The organism is Enterovibrio calviensis DSM 14347 (assembly GCF_000621165.1).
Classification (GTDB): Bacteria; Pseudomonadota; Gammaproteobacteria; order Enterobacterales; family Vibrionaceae; genus Enterovibrio; species Enterovibrio calviensis.
Map to the genome: position 1 here is coordinate 159668 of NZ_JHZA01000009.1, position 22912 is coordinate 182579.

Below are 22912 nucleotides of genomic sequence, written 5' to 3' on the forward strand. Positions count from 1 at the left end.
AACAAATATCTAGTGCGATTGGCATTATTCCGATTCGTCCTTGCGTTGCTGAATCCGGCGAAGCGAGCGCTCACGGCGACTATCTTCTCTGCCCAAATCCAACAGTGTTTCCTCTATAAAAGCCAAATGTGCATGCGATGCCTGACGGGCTTTTTCTGGTTCCCCGGCAGTAATGGCTTGCACAATGTTAGCTCTGTGTTTGCTTACTTTATCGACGACATCGTTACGTCGATTCAGCAATTCAAAGTTTTGTAAAATGTTGTGCTCAAGCAAAGGAGCCAGGCTGCGCATAATATGCAGCAATACCACGTTGTGTGACGCTTCGGTCACGGCTATCAAGTATTGCATAACAGCAGCGGCTTCGGCTTTGATATCACCAAGTTGCTGAGCTTCGCGAATATTATCGTGACAATGACACACTCGCGTTAAATCTTCTTCAGTGCCTCGTAATGCAGCAAAATATGAAGAGATACCTTCAAGTGCGTGACGAGACTCTAATAAATCAAGTTGGCTTTCTGGGTGTTCGGCCAATAAATCAATGAGTGGCTCAGAAAATCGTTGCCATAACCCTTCACTGACAAAGGTGCCGCCACCTTGCTTACGGTTCAGTAATTTCTTTGCTTCTAATCGCTGAATAGCTTCTCGAACAGAAGGGCGAGAAACATCAAATTGCTTAGCAAGTTCACGCTCTGGAGGCAGTTTTTGCCCCGGCGATAATGTGCCTTCAAGAATCAGGCTTTCTAGCTCTTTCTCGATAACATCTGACAGTTTGGGTTGACGAATCCGTTGTATAGCCATCGTTCTTCTTAGTTATTTGGCGCCGGAGTGCCTGCGCGTCCCTTCCCATTTACCGATCTTGTCAATTGGTAAGACCAATTACAAAGCAGGTGAAAAGTTACCAGAATGAGGCTTAAGTGTCTACCGTAAACTTGATTTGCGTCATAGAAATTACACTAAGACGCTGAATGCCTTTTAAACCCTGAATTCACAATGGTCAGACCAATTTATTTGGATACTTCCATAAAAATGTACTATGTGATTCATGACGGTTTCATTTCAGGAACACATGCGTAAACAAAGCGTTACGACAAGAGGTGTTTTATCCCTTCGCCAATCACCGGATCAGAGCGCGAAATGCCTTCCAGTTAAATGACCTGCCAGGATCGGTTTTTCTTCCGGGCGCGATATCACTATGGCCGGTGATTCGTGACGCTGTGATAGCGGGGTAGTGGTGTTGAATGGATTTGGCCACTTCTGCCAAACGTTGGTATTGCAAATCGGTATAAGGCAAATCATCAGTGCCTTCTAATTCGATACCAATGGAGTAGTCATTACACTGATCGCGACCTTCAAAAGAAGAAACGCCAGCATGCCAAGCACGTTGATCAAAAGGAACAAACTGCACCACTGCGCCATCTCGTTTAATCAAGCAATGCGCTGACACCTTCATTTCTCGGATTTCATCAAAATAAGGGTGCGCGGTCGACGTTAACTCACCTTGAAAAAACTGCTCAATATAAGGGCCACCAAACTCGCCAGGCGGCAAGCTGATGTTATGAATGACGAGCAGGGAAATATCGCTAGGGTTCGGTCTTTGATTATGGTGCGGCGACGGTATATGAGACGCACAATCCAACAGATGACAAGTAATAGTTAACATGAAGTGATTCTTTGTTTCGTCCCTATAAACAAGTGCTGAGCATTTTAATCCTTTTCATCAAAATCCCTAACAATTTAAACGCGCTGATCTCACAAATGCATGCCTCGCAATCTCATTCCCTCACAGGTAAACTTGCTAACCATAGCTTTGGGCTCCGCCCTGTCATTATTTTGTATTTACCTGTGATGGAACCACCATGTCAGAACAAGCCAATGCGTCACGCGTTCACGATAGCCAAACTCGATTGACCTACCTGAAAGAACACCTGCAAGACGACATCGTTCGTTGTGTGGCGGATACGCTAAAAGAAGACCTTGGCGGAAGCATAGATGCAGAACAAGACATCACAGCCAGCCTTATCCCTGCCAGCACAAGGTCCAATGCCACCATTATCACCCGTGATCATGGGGTGTTTTGTGGACGCGACTTTGCTGATGAAGTGTTCCGCCAGTTGGGCGGTGAAGTGACCATTACATGGAAAGTAAAAGATGGTGACAAGGTTGAACCCAACCAAGTGCTGTGTGAATTAAGTGGTCCAGCTCGCGCTTTGCTCACTGGCGAACGTAATGCCATGAACTTTATCCAAACCCTTTCAGGCTGTGCATCGGAAACCGCACGCTACGTCGAAAAACTCGCAGGTACAAAAACGCGCCTGCTCGATACCCGAAAAACCATCCCCGGTCTTCGCAACGCGCTGAAATATGCCGTGACTTGTGGCGGTGGCTTTAATCACCGTATCGGTGTGTACGATGCTTATCTGATTAAAGAAAACCACATCATTGCCTGTGGTGGCATTCAAGGCGCAGTGAGCACCGCCAAGCAACTGAATCCAGGTAAACCCGTCGAAGTGGAAACCGAAAGTTTGGCAGAGCTGCAACAAGCCATTGATGCCGGCGCTGATATTGTGATGCTTGATAACTTCACCACAAAAATGATGCGTGAAGCCGTGGCACTCAACCAAGGCCGTATCGCGCTGGAAGTGTCCGGCAATGTCACCTTGGCAACTCTGCGCGAGTTTGCAGAAACGGGGATTGATTACATTTCAGTCGGGGCGCTGACGAAACATATTCATGCCATGGATTTGTCCATGCGTCTCAAGTAACCCCCTAAAAGTATTAAGAACTATCGATAATGCAGACATTATGTCTGCATTATTCATGTCGCTGTCACACGCTCGCAACTGATAAACAACTCATTTACAAAAAAGACAACTCACCGCTCGAAAGTCCCTTTTTATCTGCTGTTTTCCTCTTTTTATACGCCGTATCGTAACGCCACTACAGCACTTTGCTGCACATAAGAAATGGAGAGAAAAGGCAATGAAAAAACAAAAAGGTTTTAGCTTAATTGAGCTTTTGATTGTTGTTGGGATTATTGGTGCGTTGACGGCAATTGCCGTGCCCGCTTACAGTAAATATAAGCTGGAAGCAGATGCGAGTGCTGGCCTAGCATCAGTTAAAAGCTTACTGACAAAAGCAGAACTTCACATAGCAGAAAATGGCACAAACTCCCTTGCAACTTTTGCTACTAATTTAGACCCAGCACCTGGCGATACTTTCGTGGTTGGTGGCTTGGGTGAAATCACCGGTACTGCAGCTACTCCAGCTGAGGGTGACGATGAAGCTGTTTCAGGTACTCTAGTATTTACATTCGACGCTGACCATGCAACCTTCAGCGGCTCTACAATAACATTTACTCGCAATGCAGAAGCTTGGCACTGTCTGGCATCAGCAGCAATAATAACCGCTGTAGGTCCTCTTGATGGTTGTAACACAGGTAGTTAAGTATAGCTAATACAGCGTTCTAAATTGAACAGCCAACTTATAGGGCTCTTGCACCAAAAGAGTTATATTTCTGAGGTGCAAGTCAAAGAGCTCTCCGAAGAACAGGTAAAAGGTAACTACTTTTTACCTGATTTTCTTATTTCTCGCGGGTATTTTAGTAGTCTAAGTCTTGCAAAAACCATAGGATCGATTCTTGGCGAGGAAGTCCACTCAGTAACTGACTTTCCTTATGAAGATACTTGTAAAAGTGTAAACCAAAAAGAGCTTATTTTTAAACATAAGACACTACCACTTAGCAGTACCTTTAATACATTAATTTTAGCAGTCAGTGACCCTACCAATCTCGAGGCCCAAGACGATTTCCGCTTCGCCACTGGCTTGCAAATCAAACCGGTTCTTGTTGATCACCAACAATTAGTTGGCGCGATACGCAAACTCTACGGCAAGCAGATAGCATCTACTCATAGTGACTCCAAATCCGTCAGTGATTCGGAACTCGAGGATCTTGCTCAATTCGATGACGATGCTAATACTGATGAGCTTGTCACTGACGAAGCCCCGGTTAGCCGCTATATTCAACAAGTATTAATGGATGCAGTGCGCAAGCAAGCGTCTGATATTCATTTCGAGCCCTTTGAACAGCGCTATCAAATTCGTTTTCGTTTAGATGGCATTTTGCAAACCCACGGCTCTCCGCCAGTGGGTATATCACGCCGCTTGTCTACCCGCTTGAAAATCCTTGCCAAGCTAAATATTGCTGAACGCCGCTTACCGCAAGATGGGCGCATCAAACTGACGTTATCAGACGGAAAGTCCATTGATATGCGTGTTTCCACTTTGCCCACATTGTTTGGCGAGAAAGTGGTGCTTCGTATACTTGATGGCGGCAGTGTCGCGCTGGACATCGACTCGCTGGGTTACAGTGAAAAACAAAAGCAGGATTACTTGACGGCACTGGATAAACCCCAAGGCTTAATTCTCATGACGGGTCCAACAGGCAGCGGTAAAACAGTTTCCTTGTATACAGGTCTTAAATACCTCAACACTGCCGAGCGCAACATTTCCACTGCGGAAGACCCAGTCGAAATCAACTTGCCTGGTATTAACCAAGTTAATATCAACAACGACATCAAGTTGGATTTCGCCACTGCCCTGCGTGCATTCCTGCGCCAAGATCCTGATGTGGTCATGGTTGGCGAGATGCGCGATCTTGAAACCGCTGAGATTGGCATCAAAGCAGCGCAAACCGGACACTTGGTATTATCGACACTACACACTAACTCAGCCGCGGAGAGCATTACCCGTTTGGCGAACATGGGCGTCGCACCCTATAACCTTGCCGCATCGTTAACCTTGATTATTGCGCAACGTCTGGCACGCCGCTTGTGCCACCATTGCAAAGTGCCTCATGATCAAGATGATCATCAGCTCACAGCCTTGATAGCTCATTACCCAAGTTTGTTACCAACTCATGTGTATCAAGCAAACCCTGAAGGGTGCGATCACTGTAACCATGGTTATTTGGGTCGGATTGGGATTTATGAAGTGATGCGCATTGACCGTGCGCTGTCTGAAGCCATCGGCAGTGGCGTATCCGCTTCGCAACTTGAAAGTATTGCCCTTAGTAATGGCATGCTGACGCTTCCTCTTTCTGGCATTGAAAAGCTCAATCAGGGCACCACCAGTCTAGCAGAACTCCAACGCGTTATTAGCCTGTAAAAAGGAACTCTCATGGCCTCAACGACTCGAAAGCTCTACGTATTCCAATGGCGCGGCAACACCTCCAAAGGCGCAAAAATCAAAGGGCAATTGCTGGCCTACAACGAACAAGATGCCAGAAGCATATTGGCTGAGCAGCGTGTTCACATCGTCAAAATCAAACGCAGTTCACCGTCGTCATGGGTCAAACGCAAAAACACCGCCACAGCCAAAGACATCACCATGTTTACGCGCCAAATGGCGACTATGCTGGAAGCTGGCGTTCCGCTAGGAGAAACCCTACAACTTTTAAAAACCAGCGCCAAGAAAGCCGAAATGAAGCTTATCATCGGCCAAATTTATAGCCATATCGAAGCGGGATCCTCACTGGCTCAGGCGATGAAATCAAGCTCAACCCTGTTCGATCAGTTTTACTGCGATCTTGTCGCAACAGGCGAGCAAACCGGTCGCTTAGAGCTTATATTCGCCCGCATTTGTGTTTATCGCGAAAAGGGCGAAGAAACACGATCCAAAGTCATCAAGGCAATGATTTACCCGAGCATCGTGTTCACGATTGCCCTATTGGTAAGCATTGGCATGCTGCTATTTGTTATCCCAACGTTTAAAGATATTTTTTCGTCGTTTAATTCTGAATTACCTTGGTTCACCCAAAAAGTACTTGGCGTATCCGATGCGCTACAAAACTATGGCTTGTATATGTTCATTGCCATTGTGGTTGCGGGGCTAGTATTCAAAGCCTATCACCAAAAAAGCTATCAATTTCGGCTTAAAGCCAGTCGCTTTTCACTTAGCATCCCTATTTTGGGCGATGTACTCACCAAAGCCACACTGGCACGCTTCACTCGCACCCTAGCAACCACCTTCAGTGCGGGCATTCCTTTACTCAACGGCCTATCCGCTGCAGGAAAAACCGCCAATAACACCTACTTCAAGCAGGTTATCGAGGACGTTCATAAGCAAACGTCAGGGGGGCGTCCATTGCATCGCGCCATTCAAGAAACAGATGCATTTCCAGACATGATGACGCAAATGGTGATGATTGGCGAAGAGTCCGGCTCACTCGATGACATGCTCAACAAAGTGGCGGGATTGTACGAAGCGGACGTCGATAACACCGTCGATAACCTCGGTAAAATCCTCGAACCACTGATCATCGTGACATTGGGGTTATTGATCGGCTCCTTGGTGGTTGCCATGTATTTGCCGATGTTCGACTTAATGAGTGTCATGGGCTAACCAGCTATTGTCATTTATAGTTCTTTGTTGCATTGGTAATTTCAATTCTCTTATTACACGAAAATGCTTCTGACTTTCGATAGATGTTTAAATTCAGTGAATAAGAGGATAGAGACCGGCTTCACAACCCGTTATCATGTCGCTATACACTACCACTGGATTTCAACATGGATTGGCTGTTCGACTCACCGAGTCTGTATGTATTTCTCGCGTCTTTATTTGGACTCATCGTTGGCAGTTTTCTCAATGTCGTCATTTATCGCTTTCCAAAAATGATGGAGGCGCAATGGCGCTCAGAGTGCCACGAGTGCTTTCCTGACGAGATGCCCGCGCCTAAAGACGATGAGGTATTCAATCTAAGCCTTCCTCGCTCACATTGTCCGTCTTGTCAGGCGCCCGTTAAAGCCATCGACAATGTGCCCGTTCTTAGTTGGCTAGTACTCGGTGGTAAATGTCGACATTGCAAAACGCCTATCAGTGTTCGTTATCCATTCGTTGAGTTGCTAACCGCAGTGCTCGTTGGCGTCACCGCATATACCTTACCGGGTTCTTACTGGTCGCTGGCTGTGATTGCGGCTACTTTTGTGCTGGTTGCCCTGTGCTTTATCGATATCGACACCATGCTGCTGCCAGATCAAATGACGCTTCCGCTAATGTGGAGTGGGATGTTACTGGCTGTAATCGGTATATCTCCCCTTTCGCTACAAGATGCCGTGATTGGTGCCATGGCAGGTTACCTGTCGCTATGGAGTGTGTTCCAACTCTTTAAGCTGCTTACTGGCAAAGAAGGTATGGGATATGGCGACTTCAAGCTCTTAGCCGCTCTTGGGGCTTGGCTCGGTTGGCAAGCACTGCCTATGGTGATTTTATTTGCCTCATTTGTTGGTGCAATTTGTGGCATCGTCTTAATGCGCGTAAAAGGGACAGGGAAAGAAACACCTTTCTCATTTGGCCCTTATCTTGCGATTGCGGGCTGGATTAGTCTGCTCTGGGGCAATAACATCCTAGATTGGTATTTAACGTCTTATTTGGGTTATTAAATGGCTTTTGTTATTGGCGTCACTGGCGGCATTGGTAGCGGAAAAACCACGGTGGCGAATCTGTTTGCAGACAAAGGCATTGAGGTAGTGGATGCCGATATCATTGCTCGCCAAGTCGTGGAGCGAGGCTCTGATGGACTAAACGCCATCGCCGCGAAATTTGGCGAGACAATGCTGGATGACACCGGCGCACTTAACCGTGCGGCGCTTCGTGAGCACGTTTTTTCGCACCCCGCAGACAAAGACTGGCTCAATGCATTGCTGCACCCAAAAATTCGCCATGAAATGCGCACCCAGACTCAGCAAGCTCAATCCCCTTACTGCTTGCTCGTTATTCCTTTGCTTGTTGAAAACGGACTACAAGCCCTGTGTGACCGCGTCCTTGTGGTTGATGTGCCTGAACAGACCCAAATTGAACGTGCATCACGACGAGACAGCGTCTCAAATGAGCAGGTAAAGCGAATTTTAGCCGCTCAAGCAACGCGAGAGGATAGACTTGCCCTTGCCGATGACGTTATCGTTAATGAATGCGCGCAGGACGAACTAATCCGTCAAGTGAACAAGTTGCACCTTCAATACCTGACTTTAGCCGAACAAGATACTGAGAATCACCATGAGTAACGATACCTTATACGAGCACCCTTTGAATGAGCAGGTTCGCGTTTACCTGCGGCTCGAGTATCTTCTCAAACAAATCAATCAGTCATCGTCACTGACCAGTGATTCTCATTGGAGTGTTTTCTTCAAAAGCCTATTCGAGCTGGCTGAGATCTTGGAACAAGTGCAAGTGAAAGGCGATCTTGCCAAAGATCTTGAAAAGCAACGATCCAAGTTAGAAGCATGGCTTAATGTACCGAATGTCGATACCGAACAACTGACTCAGCTATTGCTAGAAAGTCGTCGACTACAACAGGTCTTACTTCAAGCTCCTCGATTAGGACAGGCACTGAGAGAAGATAAGTTTCTTTCCTCCATCCGCCAGCGATTCTCAATTCCAGGCGGAACATGCAGCTTTGACTTACCGTCTCTGCATCATTGGCTGAACCTTCCTTTGGCGCACCGCCAATCTGATGCTAATGCTTGGATAAGCTCCCTTAAACCGTTGGAAAACGCGCTGACGTTTTGGCTTCGCTTGACGCGAGGAGGCGCTGCGCTTCAACCGAGTATCGTCATCAATGGTTTTTACCAACAAGATGTTGAAGGCGCGACCTTGCTTCGTATTCAGATTTCACCGGACTACAACGCATTTCCATTAGTGTCTGGTCATAAATCTCGGTTTGCTATACGCTTCATGCCGTTTGATGAAAACCAAGCCGTTGCAGATACCATGGCACTATCAATAGCGGTGTGTTAAACAGTTTTTGAAAAGAGGTTTCAGTGAATCAAGATAAGCCTATCATCGTAAAATGCCCACAATGCTCACTTCCCGTTGTATGGGGCGAAATCAGTCCTTTCAGACCGTTTTGCAGCAAGCGCTGCCAGCTTATTGATCTAGGTGAATGGGCCGACGAAGAAAAGCGCATTGCTGGCGCACCCGATATGTCAGACGGTGATGGTTGGTCGGAAAACCAATAAGACACGATGACGATAATATACTCAGGTAACCTGTGCTTGGGTATATAAGGCTCGAGTCATTTGCGTAACGCTGCTCAAAGCAACGTTTATGACTCGTCCTTAAGCGTACAATTCTAACCCAATACTTTTTTGATCTTGTCCAACACCGCATCATTCGCTTCTGGGAACGGATAGTTACCAAGCTCCGCAATCTTAACCCATCTCCCCGGCTGTCCTTCTTTGCCAAATGGCTCGCCATTGAAAGCTTTCACGAGATAAAAATCGAACTGGAGGGCTTTATCAGGATAGTCATGTGCCAGTGATGTAAATGCCTCAAGCGTTGTAGCCACAATACCCACTTCTTCATCAAGCTCACGTGTCACCGCCTGCTCTGGTGTTTCACCTGCCTCGACTTTGCCGCCAGCAAACTCCCAAAAGCCGCCTTGGTGCGCTTTAGCAGCGCGTTGAGTAATATAGATTTCACTGCAATCGGCACTAAGAATGATGCCCGCTGCGATGTGTATTTGCTTCTTTTCCATGTAATACGAACTCTCTTTCCATAAAAAAGGCCGCTAAGCGGCCTTTCGGGTGTTATTCAGAGTCTAACCCACTAGGGCTAACACCGTAAAATTAGTTAATTTTACCGTGACACTGTTTGAACTTCTTACCTGAACCACATGGGCAAGGATCGTTACGACCCACCTTGCGGCCATCGCGAACAACCGTTTCAGAGACGCTTTCAGAAGCATCACCTTGGTCATCATCTAGCTGGCTGACCGCGTCTGCATGGCTAACTTGTTGACGACGAGCAGCCTCTTCCGCTTGCGCTCTGCGCTGCTCTTCCATGCGGTCAACTTCTTCAGGCTGTTGAACGCGAACACGGCTCAGCGTCATTACAACGTCTGACTTCAATGAGTCCAGCATGCCTTCAAACAGTTCAAACGATTCGCGCTTGTACTCTTGTTTAGGGTTTTTCTGTGCATAGCCACGTAGGTGAATACCTTGACGAAGGTGATCCATTGCCGCTAAGTGTTCTTTCCACAGGGTATCTAGCGTTTGAAGCATGACGGCTTTTTCGAAGTTACGCAGGGTTTCAACACCGACTGCGCTCTCTTTTGAGCGGTAAACATCAATGATGTTATTCAGAATGCGCTCACGCAGCTGTTCTTCATACAGTTTGTCGTCGTTATCCAACCACTCTTGTAGCGGAAGCTCAACGTCAAAGTCGGCTTTCAAACGTTTTTCCAGACCATCAATGTCCCACATCTCGTCAAGAGATTGAGGCGGAATGTACTGGTCGACGACATCACCGATCACATCCTCGCGGTTGTGCTCAATCATCTCGCTAATGTCATTGCTTTCCATCAACTCATCACGCAGCTCGTAAACCACTTTACGTTGATCGTTAGCAACATCATCGAATTCTAGAAGCTGTTTACGAATGTCGAAGTTTCGACCTTCAACTTTACGTTGGGCGTTTTCAATCGCCTTATTCACCCATGGGTGCTCAATCGCTTCGCCTTCTTCCATGCCCAGCTTCTTCATCATGTTAGACACACGGTCAGACGCAAAAATGCGCATCAGTGAATCTTCCATCGACAAGTAGAAACGGCTTGAACCTGGGTCACCCTGACGACCAGAACGACCACGTAACTGGTTATCGATACGGCGAGATTCGTGACGTTCAGTACCAATGATGTGTAAACCACCCGCCGCTTTCACCGCTTCATGGGTCTCACGCCATTTCGCTTTAATATCGGCAATCTGTTGCTCAGTCGGGTTTTCCAACTTAGCCACGTCAGTCTGCCAGCTACCACCCAACACGATATCCGTACCACGGCCTGCCATGTTGGTTGCGATTGTCACGGCACCCGGTGAACCCGCATCAGCAACGATATCAGCTTCGTGCGCGTGGAACTTAGCATTCAAGACGGCGTGTTTCACACCGGCTTGTTTTAGGGCGTTTGAAAGTAGTTCAGACTTCTCGATAGACACAGTACCCACTAGGCTTGGCTGGCCTTTTGCGCTGCGTACTTTGATGTCTTCGATAATCGCGGCGAATTTTTCGCGCTCAGTCATATAAACCTGATCCGCCATGTCATCGCGAACCATAGGTTTATTGGTTGGAATAACCACGGTATCCAAACCATAAATGGATTGGAATTCGAACGCTTCCGTATCAGCAGTACCTGTCATGCCAGACAGTTTGTCGTACAAACGGAAGAAGTTCTGGAAGGTGATAGATGCCAACGTTTGGTTTTCGTTTTGGATCTTAACGCCTTCTTTGGCTTCAACCGCTTGGTGAAGACCTTCAGACCAGCGACGGCCTGGCATAGTACGACCCGTGTGCTCATCGACGATGATAACTTCGTTGTCTTTGACGATGTAATCAACGTCTTTTTCGAACAGCACGTGTGCACGCAATGCGGCATTGATATGGTGAAGCAATGAAATGTTCGCTGGAGAGTAAAGCGTATCGTTCTCTTCCATCAATTCATTTTTCTTCAGCATATCTTCCACAAACTCTTGACCATTTTCAGTCAGGTGAGCTTGCTTCGATTTCTCGTCTACTGTGAAGTGACCTTCACCGCGATATTCTTCACTGTCTTCTTTGTCTTGGCGGATCAACTGTGGGATCAGTGCATTGATACGCGTGTACATTTCTGAGCTGTCTTCAGCTGGGCCAGAAATGATCAGTGGCGTACGCGCTTCATCGATAAGGATGGAGTCGACTTCATCGACCACTGCGAAGTAGCGCTCACGCTGAACACGGTCTTCAGCACGAAATGCCATGTTGTCACGCAGGTAATCAAAACCGAATTCGTTATTTGTTCCATAAAGAATATCCGCTAAGTAAGCCGCTTTTTTCTCTGGAGGTGGCATGTTTGGCACGTTAATGCCAACAGTCATATCAAGGAATTCAAACAACGCGCGGTTGGTTTCGGCATCACGCTTAGCAAGGTAGTCATTCACGGTAACAATGTGAACGCCCTTACCCGTTAACGCATGCAGGTAAGCAGGCAGTGTTGCGGTCAGGGTTTTACCTTCACCTGTGCGCATTTCTGCGATTTGGCCATTGTTAAGAACCATACCGCCAATCAGCTGCACGTCGAAGTGACGCATACCGAATACACGTTTAGAGGCTTCACGCACGGTGGCAAACGCTTCAGGCAAAATAACATCAAGCGATTCCCCCTGTTCGATACGCTGACGATATTCAGCAGTTTTCGCTTTTAGGTCATCATCACTGAGTGCTTCAAACTGAGGCTCAAGATTATTGATTTCGTTTACGACTTTACGAAGGCGGCGCAGTGTGCGGTCATTGCGGCTTCCGATTACTTTGGTGATTAGTTTCGATAACATGGCTTTGCCGTTTCTCTCATTTTTTTCGCTTTAGCGTGGGGGCCAAAGCCAGGATACTGCGAGGCAGAGAAAGTCAGCATGCCCCTCTGCTCAAAATTCTTTTTTGGAAAAGTTAGCGACTATTCTTTTCGTGGTTTTGATCTTGTGCCTCGATTTGGTGTTTTCAAGGCCAGTGGATCATTTAATCAAACTAGATTAGCACTTAGGGTAATTATCATAAGCCATATCGGCGGTACAGCCCACCTGTAATGCGGGTCGAGTCTCGTTAGATAACAAAAATTAGAACCCGCCCAACGAGCAACGCCAAGTTAGTGCATTTTGTGTTCGATATTAGTGCATTTTATCTTCAGTTATTCTTTCACTTTTTCTCTGTTCTATGTAACAGGCATGGTGAGAACCCAAAAGCCCTGTTACTCTTTGAGGCAGTGCAACAACTGCGAATTGATTATGAGAGACCATAGACCGAAAGCTGCGCAAGATTTACTGGAAAATGGCCTAACTGGACAAGTCCGTCAAAGGGCGATGGTGCTCTCGCAGCTCAGCCAACAAGTGAAAGCTCTGCTTCCTCCTGCATCCGCACAGCATTGCCGTGTCGCAAATTACCGCGATGGCATTCTGATCTTAGAGTGCGGGTCTTCCTCATGGGCGACGCGACTCAACTATGACCGCCATACGTTAATGTCGGCGCTTCGCCGCGATACTTTGCCATCACTGATGACTATAGAAATTAAAGTTAACCCAGAATTGGCAAGACGAGAGCAAGCTGAAGCAGAAAAGATAGAGAAAGCAAAAGAATGGCGCACGGTAAGCCCAGCCGCGGCTGAGTGCTTAAGGATGATCGCGCAGTCAGCGCCTGAGAAAGTGAAAAAGAAATTGGAAGCCATTGCTGAATTGGCAGAACGAAACCGCAGTAAATAGAACCTCAGTTCAATAAAAAATGACATAAAAAAACCGGCGTATTATCGCCGGTTTTTTTGTGTTCATAACTTGCTTAGGCTAGAACCATACCCGGCTCTGCAAATGTCACTGGCAGTGTCTGCTCGTTTTCAAATGTTGCCCATTCCCAAGCTTCTTGGTCTGCAAGCACTGCGCGAAGCAGTTGGTTATTCAACGCGTGACCTGACTTGAATGCACGCATTTCACCAATGATGTTATGTCCACACATGTATAGATCGCCAATAGCGTCTAGCACTTTGTGTTTAACCAGTTCATTGTCAAAACGCAGGCCGTCTTCGTTCAGGATGCGGTAATCATCAAGAACAATCGCACAATCGAAGCTACCGCCAAGACACAGGTTACGTGACTGGAGGTACTCAATGTCACGCATGAAACCAAAGGTTCTTGCACGGCTAATGTCTTTGATAAACGCTTGCGAAGAAAAATCCATCACCAGATTTTGTTGCTCAGATTCAATCGCAGGGTGATTGAAATCAATGGCGAAATCTAAACGGAAACCATCATAAGGTAGCAGTTCAGCCCACTTGTCGCCGTCTTCGATGCGAACAGGTTTCTTAATGCGCACAAAGCGTTTTGGTGCATTAAGTGTTTCAATACCCGCTGATTGCAACAAGTAGATGAATGGGCTCGCGCTACCATCCATGATTGGGATTTCTGGTGCATCTACTTCAACGATAACGTTATCGATACCCATACCAGCAAGCGCAGCATTTAAGTGCTCTACGGTAGAAATACGAACGCCATCGTCATTGACCAGTGCAGTACACAGCATGGTATCGCGAACTGACGCTGGATCTGCTGGAAAATCCACAGGAGGATTCAGGTCAGTACGACGATAAATAACGCCGGTGTTAGCTGCCGCTGGGCGCAGGATCAATGTGACCTTACGTCCAGAGTGCAAACCCACCCCAGTCGTTTGAACAATAGTTTTTAATGTTCGCTGTCTAATCATCTGCCATTCCCAACTGAAATCTTTTTTTGCGCCTCATGTCACCCATTACGGTGTCACAACGAGACAAAACGGGCAGCATAATATCATGCTGCTGTACACAAACCAAGCGCCGCCTGATTAATCCGCTTGCTTACGCAAGAATGCAGGAATATCCAGATAGTCTTGTTCTTGCTTCGGCTTAGGCGCAACGTTAGATGTCTGTGGTTGAGCTGAACTTTCGATCGCCTGTCCACTTGAAACATTTGTTGCCGCCTTTGGCGTTTCTTGCAAAGGTTGTGCCTTGTTTTCCACTGGTGCTGGTTTTTGAGTTCCAGGAACCAAAGTGATGTCTGGCTTACGCTCGTTGCCGATACCAGTAGCGACTACGGTTACGCGCAATTCGTCACTCATCTCTGGATCCATAGAAGAACCGATAACCACAGTGGCATTATCTGAGGCAAATGCCTTTACAGTGTTGCCCACAGTTTCGAATTCATCCAGTCGCATATCAAAACCAGCTGTAATATTTACGAGAACGCCTCGTGCACCAGCCAAATCGATATCTTCCAGTAGCGGACTTGAAATCGCCATTTCGGCAGCTTCTTCCGCACGGTTTTCACCGGTTGCGACACCGCTACCCATCATGGCATGACCCATCTCAGACATCACGGTACGTACGTCCGCAAAGTCGACGTTAATCAAGCCAGGGCGAGTGATCAGCTCTGCAATGCCTTGTACTGCGTTACGCAATACGTCATTGGCTTTTGCAAAAGCATCAAGCAGCGTAATACCGCGGCCCAGTACTTTTAGAAGCTTCTCATTTGGAATGGTGATCAATGAATCAACGTGCTTAGACAGCTCTTCGATTCCTTGCTCAGCAAACGCAAGACGCTTCTTGCCTTCAAAGCTAAACGGCTTAGTCACAACGGCTACGGTAAGGATACCCAGCTCTTTTGCCACTTCAGCGATAACAGGTGCAGCACCGGTACCAGTACCACCGCCCATACCCGCTGCGATAAATACCATATCGGCACCTTCGAGCTCAGCTTTAATCGCTTCACGATCTTCCAATGCTGACTCACGGCCAACTTGTGGGTTTGCACCCGCACCAAGACCTTTCGTGATGTCACCACCGATTTGAATAACCGTACTTACAGCCGTCTTACGCAGCGCCTGAGCGTCCGTATTGATGGTGATGAACTCCACCCCTTCAATTGACTCACGCACCATGTGTTCGACTGCATTACCACCGCCGCCGCCAACACCAACGACTTTAATTACCGCGTCATTGGACATTTCCATCATCGGTTCAAACATGTGTTCTCTCCGTCATTCCTGTTCGCATCAGGTTTAAAATTCTTTCTTGATCCAGCCACTAAACTTACTGAACATTCCTGACACAGTTCGTTTAGGCTCTGGCTCGCTCGTTTCGTTCAATAGATTGTCTTTGCCGTAGTGTAATAAACCCACTGCGGTGGCGTGATAAGGTGCATTGACGTAATCCGTCAACCCTGTCACACCAGAAGGAAGACCCACGCGGACTTGGTTTTGGAATACGCGCTCTGCACATTCCACCAATCCTTGCATTTGTGCAGCACCGCCCGTCAGGACTACGCCTGCGGCCAATTGATGCTTCACGCCTTGTGCGCGTAATCGTTCCTGCACACGTTCCAATTCATGCTGCACCAACCCCAGCAATTCACTGCAACGTGGCTCAATGACTTCAGCCAATGTTTGACGCTGTAGGCTCCGTGAAGGACGCCCACCCACGCTCGGTACATTGACCTTGGCATCTTTATTCACTAGCTCACCTAGCGCACACCCGTGTTTCACTTTGATTTTCTCTGCGTCACTCAAAGGCGTGCCGAATGCATAAGCAATATCACTAGTGATTACATTACCTGCGTATGGAATCACCGCTGCATGACGCAACGCACCACCAGTCCATACTGCAATGTCCATGGTTCCGCCGCCGATATCGACGACACAAACACCTAATTCTCTTTCATCTGCGGTGATCACCGCATGGCTCGCGGCCAACCCAGAAAAAATTAACTGATCAACTTTCAGGCCACATCGTTCTACCGCTTTTTCGATATTACGCGCCGTGTCGTTGTGGCAGGTGATCAGATGCACGCTAGCTTCCATACGGACGCCAGAAAGCCCTACTGGGTTTTTGATCCCTTCTTGATAGTCTATTTTGTATTCTTGCGGGATCACATGCAGCACACGCTGCTCGTCACTAATTTTTACAGACTTCGCAGTATGGATAACCATATCTACATCATCTTGGGTGACTTCTTCATCAGAAATCGTACCCATGCCGCGCTCAGTTAAACAATGAATGTGCTTACCTGACAACGATAAAAATACAGAATGAATCTTACAGTCAGACATCATTTCTGCGCCATTGACTGCTCGCTCAACCGATTTCACGACAGATTCAAGGTCGTTAACACCACCTTTATCCATCCCCTGAGACGGTGTTGTACCTACACCCAGTACATTCACTGCGCCATCAGGTAATATCTCACTGACTAACACTGAGACTTTCGATGTCCCGATATCTAATCCAACAATCAGTGGTCTGTCAGTTGCTTGCTTCATTCCATCTACTCTTAGGCTTACTCTTCACTGAGCGCTTGTTCAGGGGCTTTCCAGCCCACCGCAGCGCCAGTGTCATAGCGCAAATCTACGTATTGAATATCTCGTCCCGTGGAATTCATATCATCAAAGACATCCACAAAACGATGTAATCTTTCTTGTCTCGATTCTCGGCCTAACTCAATCCGAATTCCGTCTTGTGTCACTATTCGCCAAGAGCGGCGTTCATTTAGCGCCAAGGCTGCGATATTAAGTTGGGTAGGCTGCAAGATATCGCGCATTTCACGCCATGCATCCAACACTTCTTTCTCGCTTCCCTCAGGGCCATGCAAAGACACTAAGCCTTTTTCTTTGACGTCATCAGGGCTAGCGCTAAACGCGATACCACCTACATCTAGCAATTGAGATCCATTCCAGACTGCTTGAGGTATGTATTCAGTCACATCAACTTTTAATGTATCTGGCCACTGCTTACGAACCGCGACATTAGCAACCCAAGGTAAGGCCGAAATAGCGCCGTGAATATCATCCACGTCTTGCAACATAAAGCTTTGCAAAGGCCCAATTTGAAGGACGGCGTTTCTGACTTCCACCGACGACAAATGTATTAATTCGCCTTGTACAACAATTTGGGACAAAGGCAGTTGTTTTTCATCTCCCATCCAATTGAGGACTCGGAGTAACAGCCACAGAATCGCTAAAATGACAAACACCAAAAACACCAGCCCCCCCCAATGTTCTCTTAACATTGAAGGTTGAGCCGGTATGTCATTCGCGGTCACATCTGTCATTTCAGGCTAATGCCTCGCCTCTATTGGGCAACCTGTCGCTTCGGTATACAAAGCCGACCGGATTATAACGGTCAGTTTGACAGGTCACCAAGCCTTGTTGACGCATAAGTGATAAAGCTGAGATCAAATACATGCAAATCGTGCAAAATTAGGTTAAAAATTAGACACAACCCATTTTGCCGCATTGCAACACGTGCAATCACGCTTATATCTGTGCGTTCAGCGCCTTTTTGTCTAGTTTCATTTCAGCCAGTTTTCTAGCCACTTTACCAATATCACCCGCGCCTTGTGTCAGAACTAAATCACCGGGTTGCAACACCGCCCCCAGTGCCGCTGGCAATGCTTCTACGTCGGAAACGAAGATCGGATCGATCTTGCCGCGACCACGTAGTGTGCGGCAAAGGCTACGACCATCTGCGCCAGCGATTGGTGCTTCTCCCGCGGAGTAAACGTCTAGCATCAACAGCACATCGACGTTTTCGAGTACGTTGGCAAAGTCATCATACAGATCACGTGTTCGGCTATATCGGTGCGGTTGGAATACCATCACAAGGCGGTTATCCGGCCAGCCCGCTCGCGCCGCTTGAATCGTGACATCGACTTCACTTGGGTGATGACCATAGTCATCCACCAGCAAAGCCTCACCATCGTCAACAGGGAACAAGCCCAGCTGATCGAAACGGCGTCCTGTACCTTCAAAGTTCACAAGTGCACGCCAAATGGCTTCGTCTTCTACGCCATCTTCGGTCGCAACAGCAACCGCTGCTGCGGCGTTTAGCGCATTGTGGCGACCAGGAATATTAAGCTCAATGTTTAAATCAGGCTTGCCATTGCGACGAATGGTAAATATGCCTTTCTGGCCTTCTTGACGATAATCTCTCAGTTGCACGTCGGCATCATCAGAGAATCCATAAGTGATCACTTGGCGACCAATCAATGGGATGATTTCTCTGACAACTGCATCATCGATACACATGACTGCCTGTCCGTAGAACGGCAATTTGTGCAGAAAATCGATAAAGGTTTGCTTCAAGTTATCGAAGTTACCGCCATAGGTATCCATATGGTCGGCTTCAATATTGGTCACAATCGCGACCATAGGCTGCAAATGCAGGAAAGACGCATCGCTTTCATCTGCCTCTGCAATGAGATAACGGCTGCAGCCCAAACGCGCATTCGTACCTGCACTTTTTACCAAGCCACCATTAACAAACGTTGGGTCAAGCCCGGCTTCTTGGTAGATCAACGTCGTCAGCGCAGTGGTTGTAGTTTTACCGTGCGTACCTGCAACGGCGATGCCATGGCGGTAACGCATCAGCTCGGCCAGCATTTCGGCTCGGCGAACCACAGGAATACGCGCCGATTTTGCCGCAACGAGTTCAGGGTTGTCTTGCTGAATGGCAGTAGATACCACCACCACACTCGCGCCGTCTACGTTAGTTTCAGCATGGCCAAAGAAGACTTTTGCCCCTTTGCTCTCAAGACGCTGCGTGACAGGATTCTCTGACAAATCAGACCCTGAAACCTCATAACCTTCGTTCAATAATACTTCGGCAATACCGCACATACCTGCGCCGCCGATACCGACAAAGTGAATACGCTTAACACGGCGCATTTCTGGCACCATGGTTCTAATTTTTTCTAACTGATGACTATCAAACTTGCCCATCACTTTGTTCTCTTATTTCGCTACGTCTTTGATGACAGCAGCAACACGCGCTGCCGCATCGGTAATCGCTGCACGTTTCGCAGCGTGTGCCATTGTCATCAACGACTGTGAATCTAGGTGTTCTAACGCCGAAGCCAGCTTTTCAGCGGTCAAATCGGGTTGCTCAATCATGATGGCTGCGCCATCTTGTACTAAATGTTCTGCGTTCAATGCCTGTTGGCGGTCTTTGTGTTGAAACGGCACAAAAATCGATGGAACGCCCGCTGCAGAGACTTCAGAAACGGTTAACGCCCCTGAACGACAAATCAATACGTCTGCCCAGTCATACGCCTTTGCAACGTCATCAATAAATTCGGTAACTTCAACATTATCAACCTTTGCTTGCGCGAAACGGTTAAGCGTATCTGCTTGGCTGCTTTTACCGGCTTGATGGCGAACAATCACATCGCGTTTTAGCAATGCCAAAGCTTCTGGCACGGTGTGATTGAGAATGCGAGCCCCTTGGCTGCCTCCCATCACAAGAATATTCAGAGGCGATCCATCTTTATAAGGCGCTGCGTCACGCAATTCGCACACATCTTTCCTTACCGGATTCCCAACCACTTCCGCATGAGGAAATGCACCAGGGAACGCTTGCAACACACGCTTGGCAATTTTAGCCAACCACTGATTGGTTAAACCTGCGACGGCATTTTGTTCGTGCAACACAACAGGAATGCCACTCAACCACGCCGCTAAGCCACCAGGGCCGCTCACATAGCCGCCCATACCGAGCACGGCATCCGGCTGAAATTGTTGAATATGTTTACGCGCTTGGCGTACCGCGTTTATCACCATCCAAGGGGCGAGAAGTTTACGCGCAAAGCCTGAACCACGCAGCCCCTTTACTTCAATAAAGTCGATCTCAATGCCATGTTTAGGCACCAAATCTGCTTCCATTCTATCCGCTGTTCCTAACCAGCGGATTTCCCAACCTTGTTGCTGCAGTTCATTGGCAACCGCTAGCCCTGGGAAAACGTGACCGCCAGTCCCTCCGGCCATCACTAATAACTTTTTATGCTTTTGTTCGTTTTCGTTTTTCATGGGTCACAATTCGTTGGTGCGCCTGAGAAGTTTCTAAACGGTATTCATGATCAATACGAAGAAGAATGGCTACCGCTGTCGACATAATAAATAAACTGGATCCACCATAACTGACCAGTGGCAAGGTCAAGCCCTTCGTTGGCACAATTCCCGCTGCCGCGCCCACATTCACAAGCGCCTGAAACGCAAACCAAATGCCGATACCAAAGGCGAGAAAGCCGCCAAACAACTGATTTGCCTCAAGGCAACGCTTGCCGATAAACAGTGCGCGGAAAACCAGTGCAAAGACCATTAATAGCACCACGACAACGCCGACTAAGCCTAACTCTTCAGCAAGTACGGCAATAACAAAGTCAGTATGCGCTTCGGGCAAATATTCCAGTTTCTGAATGGAATTTCCTAGCCCTTGCCCCCACCAATCCCCTCGACCAAATGCCATGAGAGATTGGGTTAGCTGATAACCACTGCCAAACGGGTCTTGCCAAGGGTCTAAAAACGACGTGACACGCGCGACACGATAAGGCTCGGCGATAATCAGTAAGCCCACCAGCCCTAATCCACTAAAGAGCAGCACGCCAAATTGCCACAACTTAGCGCCAGCAATAAACAGCATGCCAACGGTGGTGACAAACATTACCACCACGGAGCCCAAATCCGGTTGTAGCAGGAGCAAACCGGCTATAACAACCAACACAGCCAGTGGCTTCAGGAACCCTGTAAAGCTTTCTCGCACCTCACCATGTCGGCGCACGAGATAACCGGCAATAAACAAAAAGAGGGACAGTTTCGCCACTTCAGCTGGCTGAAGGTTAATGACGCCTAACGGCAACCAACGCACTGCACCGTTCACTGAGCGTCCTACGACCAAAACCGCTATCAGCAACCCTAATGAGATAAACAACATGGGAATGCTGAGTTGTTGCCAGCGAGCCAATGGGATTTGCATTGCGATCGCAGCGATAATGAGCGCACCAACGAGGTACACTCCCTGACGGATAGCAAAATAAAATGGCTGATCGACCAAGCGGGTCGATACTGGAATTGAGGCAGACGAGACCATGATCAGGCCCACCATCATGAGTCCGAACGAGAGCCAAACGAGGTGTCTATCATACAAAGCAGTGGGCGCTGGTCGTGACAACCAACGCAAGACACGCATGTCTTCCCACTTTGCACTCATCATTCTGACACCGTCTCCTTGGCATTATGTTCGGTAATGGCTTTGGCATACGCCGTAAACGTATCACCACGTACCATGAAATTGGTGAACTGATCGAAGCTCGCGCAGGCGGGTGACAACAACACCATATCCCCAGATTTTGCCGTTTCCACCGCGATGTCCATAGCTTGTTGCATGGTTTCCACCACGACAGGTGAAGACACTAAGTTCGCAAATGCTTGTCCATCTCGGCCATAGCAATACAAGGTCACATCTAGCGCTGCGAGCACCGGCTTCAATGATGAAAATTCCGCGCCTTTGCCGTCGCCGCCCACAAGAAGGTGAAGCTTACCGGGCAATTGAAGGCCATCCAACGCAGCCAAGGTACTGGCAGGGTTTGTCGCCTTAGAATCGTTGACCCATAAAACCCCGCGATGTTCCAACACCTGTTGGCAACGGTGAGGCAAACCACAATATTCGCGCATTGCCTGACATTGTGCTGCACGGTCAATCCCGACTGCATCCGCTAGCGCCATAGCAGCAAGACAGTTAGCCACATTGTGACGACCGACCAAAGCAATATCAGTCACTGCCATGATTGGCTCACCTTTGGCTGCCAGCCACTCTGCACCTTCTTGACGAGTGAGTGTGTACTCACCTTGTGAGAAACCGAAACTTTCTGCTTGCGTGGTTGCAGGCGCTTGCGTCTGGATATCATCTTGATTCCACACCGCAAGCTGAGTTTGATCATAGATACGCAGCTTAGCCTGTCGGTAGTCATCCATACCGCCATAGCGATCCATGTGATCTTCTGACAGATTCAAAAACACAGCGGCAGCCATATCAAGCGACGACGTGGTTTCTAATTGAAAGCTCGACAGCTCTAACACGTAAAGCTCGTGGCCATACGCCAGCATGTCTAACGCAGCAAAACCAATATTACCGCCGACACCAACATTCACACCCGCAGCTTTTGCCATTTCGCCCACAAGGCTAGTGACCGTGCTTTTTCCGTTTGAGCCAGTAATACCAATCACAGGCGCTGTCACATCACGCGCAAACAATTCAATATCACCCACGATCTCGATGCCTTTCGCTGCGGCGTCTTGAAGCTGAGGGGTCGCGAGCGCAATTCCCGGGCTTGCAACAATTTGGTCGGCACTCAATAGCCAATCCATGTTCCACCCACCCGCATGCAACGCGACATTTGAAGGCAGTTGCTCAGCGCCTGGTGGTGTAGCACGTGTATCAATCACCTTGATATCAACATCACCGCCTTTGCGCAGCAAATGATTCACGACAGAAAGCCCGGTCATACCGAGCCCTATCACCACTATTTGTTTTTTCGCGGTGCCTGCCATG

Annotated in this window: 21 protein-coding genes; 9 read left to right on the forward strand and 12 right to left on the reverse strand. The window is 48.0% G+C overall.

All coding sequences use genetic code 11. The features are described 5' to 3' along the window. Positions 1–24: 24 nt before the first annotated feature. On the reverse strand, positions 25–798 hold the full coding sequence (gene pdhR / locus Q365_RS0109230) for a pyruvate dehydrogenase complex transcriptional repressor PdhR (protein ID WP_028023073.1): 774 nt from the start codon (positions 796–798) through the stop codon (positions 25–27). Between the two features lie 316 nt (positions 799–1114). Continuing rightward, positions 1115–1660, reverse strand: a complete 546-nt coding sequence (gene ampD / locus Q365_RS0109235) for a 1,6-anhydro-N-acetylmuramyl-L-alanine amidase AmpD (protein WP_035024725.1) — start codon at positions 1658–1660, stop codon at positions 1115–1117. A 196-nt stretch (positions 1661–1856) separates the two neighbouring features. On the opposite strand from ampD, the gene nadC reads away from it, so the two are divergent. The 8 genes from nadC (at position 1857) to yacG (ending at position 9014) form a co-directional block, all read left to right on the forward strand. Further along, entirely contained in the window at positions 1857–2762 is a 906-nt protein-coding gene (gene nadC / locus Q365_RS0109240; protein ID WP_028023075.1) for a carboxylating nicotinate-nucleotide diphosphorylase, read from the forward strand. 217 nt (positions 2763–2979) lie between these two features. Further along, positions 2980–3444, forward strand: coding sequence for a pilin (locus tag Q365_RS27330; protein ID WP_028023076.1), 465 nt, complete (start codon positions 2980–2982; stop codon positions 3442–3444). Between the two features lie 24 nt (positions 3445–3468). Next, positions 3469–5163 (forward strand): type IV-A pilus assembly ATPase PilB, encoded by a 1695-nt coding sequence (pilB, locus tag Q365_RS0109250; RefSeq protein WP_028023077.1) that lies wholly within the window; start codon positions 3469–3471, stop codon positions 5161–5163. A 12-nt stretch (positions 5164–5175) separates the two neighbouring features. Further along, positions 5176–6399, forward strand: coding sequence for a type II secretion system F family protein (locus Q365_RS0109255; protein WP_028023078.1), 1224 nt, complete (start codon positions 5176–5178; stop codon positions 6397–6399). 167 nt (positions 6400–6566) lie between these two features. Continuing rightward, positions 6567–7439: a prepilin peptidase gene (locus Q365_RS0109260; protein WP_028023079.1), complete on the forward strand. Its 873-nt coding sequence runs from the start codon at positions 6567–6569 to the stop codon at positions 7437–7439. Then, positions 7440–8060: a dephospho-CoA kinase gene (coaE, locus tag Q365_RS0109265; RefSeq protein WP_028023080.1), complete on the forward strand. Its 621-nt coding sequence runs from the start codon at positions 7440–7442 to the stop codon at positions 8058–8060. Then, on the forward strand, positions 8053–8793 hold the full coding sequence (gene zapD / locus Q365_RS0109270; protein ID WP_028023081.1) for a cell division protein ZapD: 741 nt from the start codon (positions 8053–8055) through the stop codon (positions 8791–8793). The genes coaE and zapD overlap by 8 nt, the downstream gene beginning before the upstream one ends. A gap of 23 nt (positions 8794–8816) precedes the next feature. After that, positions 8817–9014, forward strand: a complete 198-nt coding sequence (gene yacG, locus Q365_RS0109275) for a DNA gyrase inhibitor YacG (RefSeq protein WP_028023082.1) — start codon at positions 8817–8819, stop codon at positions 9012–9014. A 113-nt stretch (positions 9015–9127) separates the two neighbouring features. Here yacG and mutT read toward each other — a convergent pair whose 3' ends face one another. Further along, entirely contained in the window at positions 9128–9532 is a 405-nt protein-coding gene (gene mutT / locus Q365_RS0109280) for an 8-oxo-dGTP diphosphatase MutT (protein WP_028023083.1), read from the reverse strand. 91 nt (positions 9533–9623) lie between these two features. Beyond that, positions 9624–12356: a preprotein translocase subunit SecA gene (gene secA / locus Q365_RS0109285; RefSeq protein ID WP_028023084.1), complete on the reverse strand. Its 2733-nt coding sequence runs from the start codon at positions 12354–12356 to the stop codon at positions 9624–9626. Between the two features lie 447 nt (positions 12357–12803). Here secA and Q365_RS0109290 point away from each other — a divergent pair, with 447 nt between their 5' ends. Beyond that, positions 12804–13274, forward strand: a complete 471-nt coding sequence (locus tag Q365_RS0109290) for a DUF721 domain-containing protein (protein WP_028023085.1) — start codon at positions 12804–12806, stop codon at positions 13272–13274. 73 nt (positions 13275–13347) lie between these two features. Here Q365_RS0109290 and lpxC read toward each other — a convergent pair whose 3' ends face one another. From lpxC to murD, 8 genes are all read right to left on the reverse strand, one after another. Next, positions 13348–14265, reverse strand: a complete 918-nt coding sequence (gene lpxC, locus Q365_RS0109295) for a UDP-3-O-acyl-N-acetylglucosamine deacetylase (RefSeq protein ID WP_028023086.1) — start codon at positions 14263–14265, stop codon at positions 13348–13350. A gap of 117 nt (positions 14266–14382) precedes the next feature. Beyond that, positions 14383–15561: a cell division protein FtsZ gene (gene ftsZ, locus Q365_RS0109300; protein WP_028023087.1), complete on the reverse strand. Its 1179-nt coding sequence runs from the start codon at positions 15559–15561 to the stop codon at positions 14383–14385. Between the two features lie 33 nt (positions 15562–15594). Next, positions 15595–16851: a cell division protein FtsA gene (gene ftsA / locus Q365_RS0109305; RefSeq protein ID WP_028023088.1), complete on the reverse strand. Its 1257-nt coding sequence runs from the start codon at positions 16849–16851 to the stop codon at positions 15595–15597. Between the two features lie 17 nt (positions 16852–16868). Then, on the reverse strand, positions 16869–17639 hold the full coding sequence (locus Q365_RS0109310; protein WP_028023089.1) for a cell division protein FtsQ/DivIB: 771 nt from the start codon (positions 17637–17639) through the stop codon (positions 16869–16871). Between the two features lie 205 nt (positions 17640–17844). Next, on the reverse strand, positions 17845–19308 hold the full coding sequence (gene murC / locus Q365_RS0109315; RefSeq protein WP_028023090.1) for a UDP-N-acetylmuramate--L-alanine ligase: 1464 nt from the start codon (positions 19306–19308) through the stop codon (positions 17845–17847). Between the two features lie 12 nt (positions 19309–19320). Further along, on the reverse strand, positions 19321–20391 hold the full coding sequence (gene murG, locus Q365_RS0109320) for an undecaprenyldiphospho-muramoylpentapeptide beta-N-acetylglucosaminyltransferase (protein ID WP_028023091.1): 1071 nt from the start codon (positions 20389–20391) through the stop codon (positions 19321–19323). Beyond that, a complete protein-coding gene (gene ftsW / locus Q365_RS0109325) occupies positions 20363–21574 on the reverse strand; it encodes a cell division protein FtsW (RefSeq protein WP_028023092.1) in 1212 nt (403 codons plus the stop codon). Before ftsW ends, murG begins: the two co-directional genes overlap by 29 nt. After that, a complete protein-coding gene (gene murD, locus Q365_RS0109330) occupies positions 21571–22911 on the reverse strand; it encodes a UDP-N-acetylmuramoyl-L-alanine--D-glutamate ligase (protein WP_028023093.1) in 1341 nt (446 codons plus the stop codon). The genes ftsW and murD overlap by 4 nt, the downstream gene beginning before the upstream one ends. Position 22912: the final 1 nt, after the last annotated feature.

Coding starts and splice junctions, on each gene's coding strand:
- coaE (WP_028023080.1), top strand. CDS start 7,440: ATGGCTTTTGTTATTGGCGTCACTGGCGGCATTGGTAGCGGAAAAACC.
- ampD (WP_035024725.1), bottom strand. CDS start 1,660: ATGTTAACTATTACTTGTCATCTGTTGGATTGTGCGTCTCATATACCG.
- ftsW (WP_028023092.1), bottom strand. CDS start 21,574: ATGATGAGTGCAAAGTGGGAAGACATGCGTGTCTTGCGTTGGTTGTCA.
- Q365_RS0109255 (WP_028023078.1), top strand. CDS start 5,176: ATGGCCTCAACGACTCGAAAGCTCTACGTATTCCAATGGCGCGGCAAC.
- murC (WP_028023090.1), bottom strand. CDS start 19,308: ATGGGCAAGTTTGATAGTCATCAGTTAGAAAAAATTAGAACCATGGTG.
- pdhR (WP_028023073.1), bottom strand. CDS start 798: ATGGCTATACAACGGATTCGTCAACCCAAACTGTCAGATGTTATCGAG.
- nadC (WP_028023075.1), top strand. CDS start 1,857: ATGTCAGAACAAGCCAATGCGTCACGCGTTCACGATAGCCAAACTCGA.
- murG (WP_028023091.1), bottom strand. CDS start 20,391: ATGAAAAACGAAAACGAACAAAAGCATAAAAAGTTATTAGTGATGGCC.
- zapD (WP_028023081.1), top strand. CDS start 8,053: ATGAGTAACGATACCTTATACGAGCACCCTTTGAATGAGCAGGTTCGC.
- Q365_RS0109290 (WP_028023085.1), top strand. CDS start 12,804: ATGAGAGACCATAGACCGAAAGCTGCGCAAGATTTACTGGAAAATGGC.
- lpxC (WP_028023086.1), bottom strand. CDS start 14,265: ATGATTAGACAGCGAACATTAAAAACTATTGTTCAAACGACTGGGGTG.
- ftsA (WP_028023088.1), bottom strand. CDS start 16,851: ATGAAGCAAGCAACTGACAGACCACTGATTGTTGGATTAGATATCGGG.
- secA (WP_028023084.1), bottom strand. CDS start 12,356: ATGTTATCGAAACTAATCACCAAAGTAATCGGAAGCCGCAATGACCGC.
- Q365_RS0109310 (WP_028023089.1), bottom strand. CDS start 17,639: ATGACAGATGTGACCGCGAATGACATACCGGCTCAACCTTCAATGTTA.
- Q365_RS27330 (WP_028023076.1), top strand. CDS start 2,980: ATGAAAAAACAAAAAGGTTTTAGCTTAATTGAGCTTTTGATTGTTGTT.
- ftsZ (WP_028023087.1), bottom strand. CDS start 15,561: ATGTTTGAACCGATGATGGAAATGTCCAATGACGCGGTAATTAAAGTC.
- Q365_RS0109260 (WP_028023079.1), top strand. CDS start 6,567: ATGGATTGGCTGTTCGACTCACCGAGTCTGTATGTATTTCTCGCGTCT.
- murD (WP_028023093.1), bottom strand. CDS start 22,911: ATGGCAGGCACCGCGAAAAAACAAATAGTGGTGATAGGGCTCGGTATG.
- mutT (WP_028023083.1), bottom strand. CDS start 9,532: ATGGAAAAGAAGCAAATACACATCGCAGCGGGCATCATTCTTAGTGCC.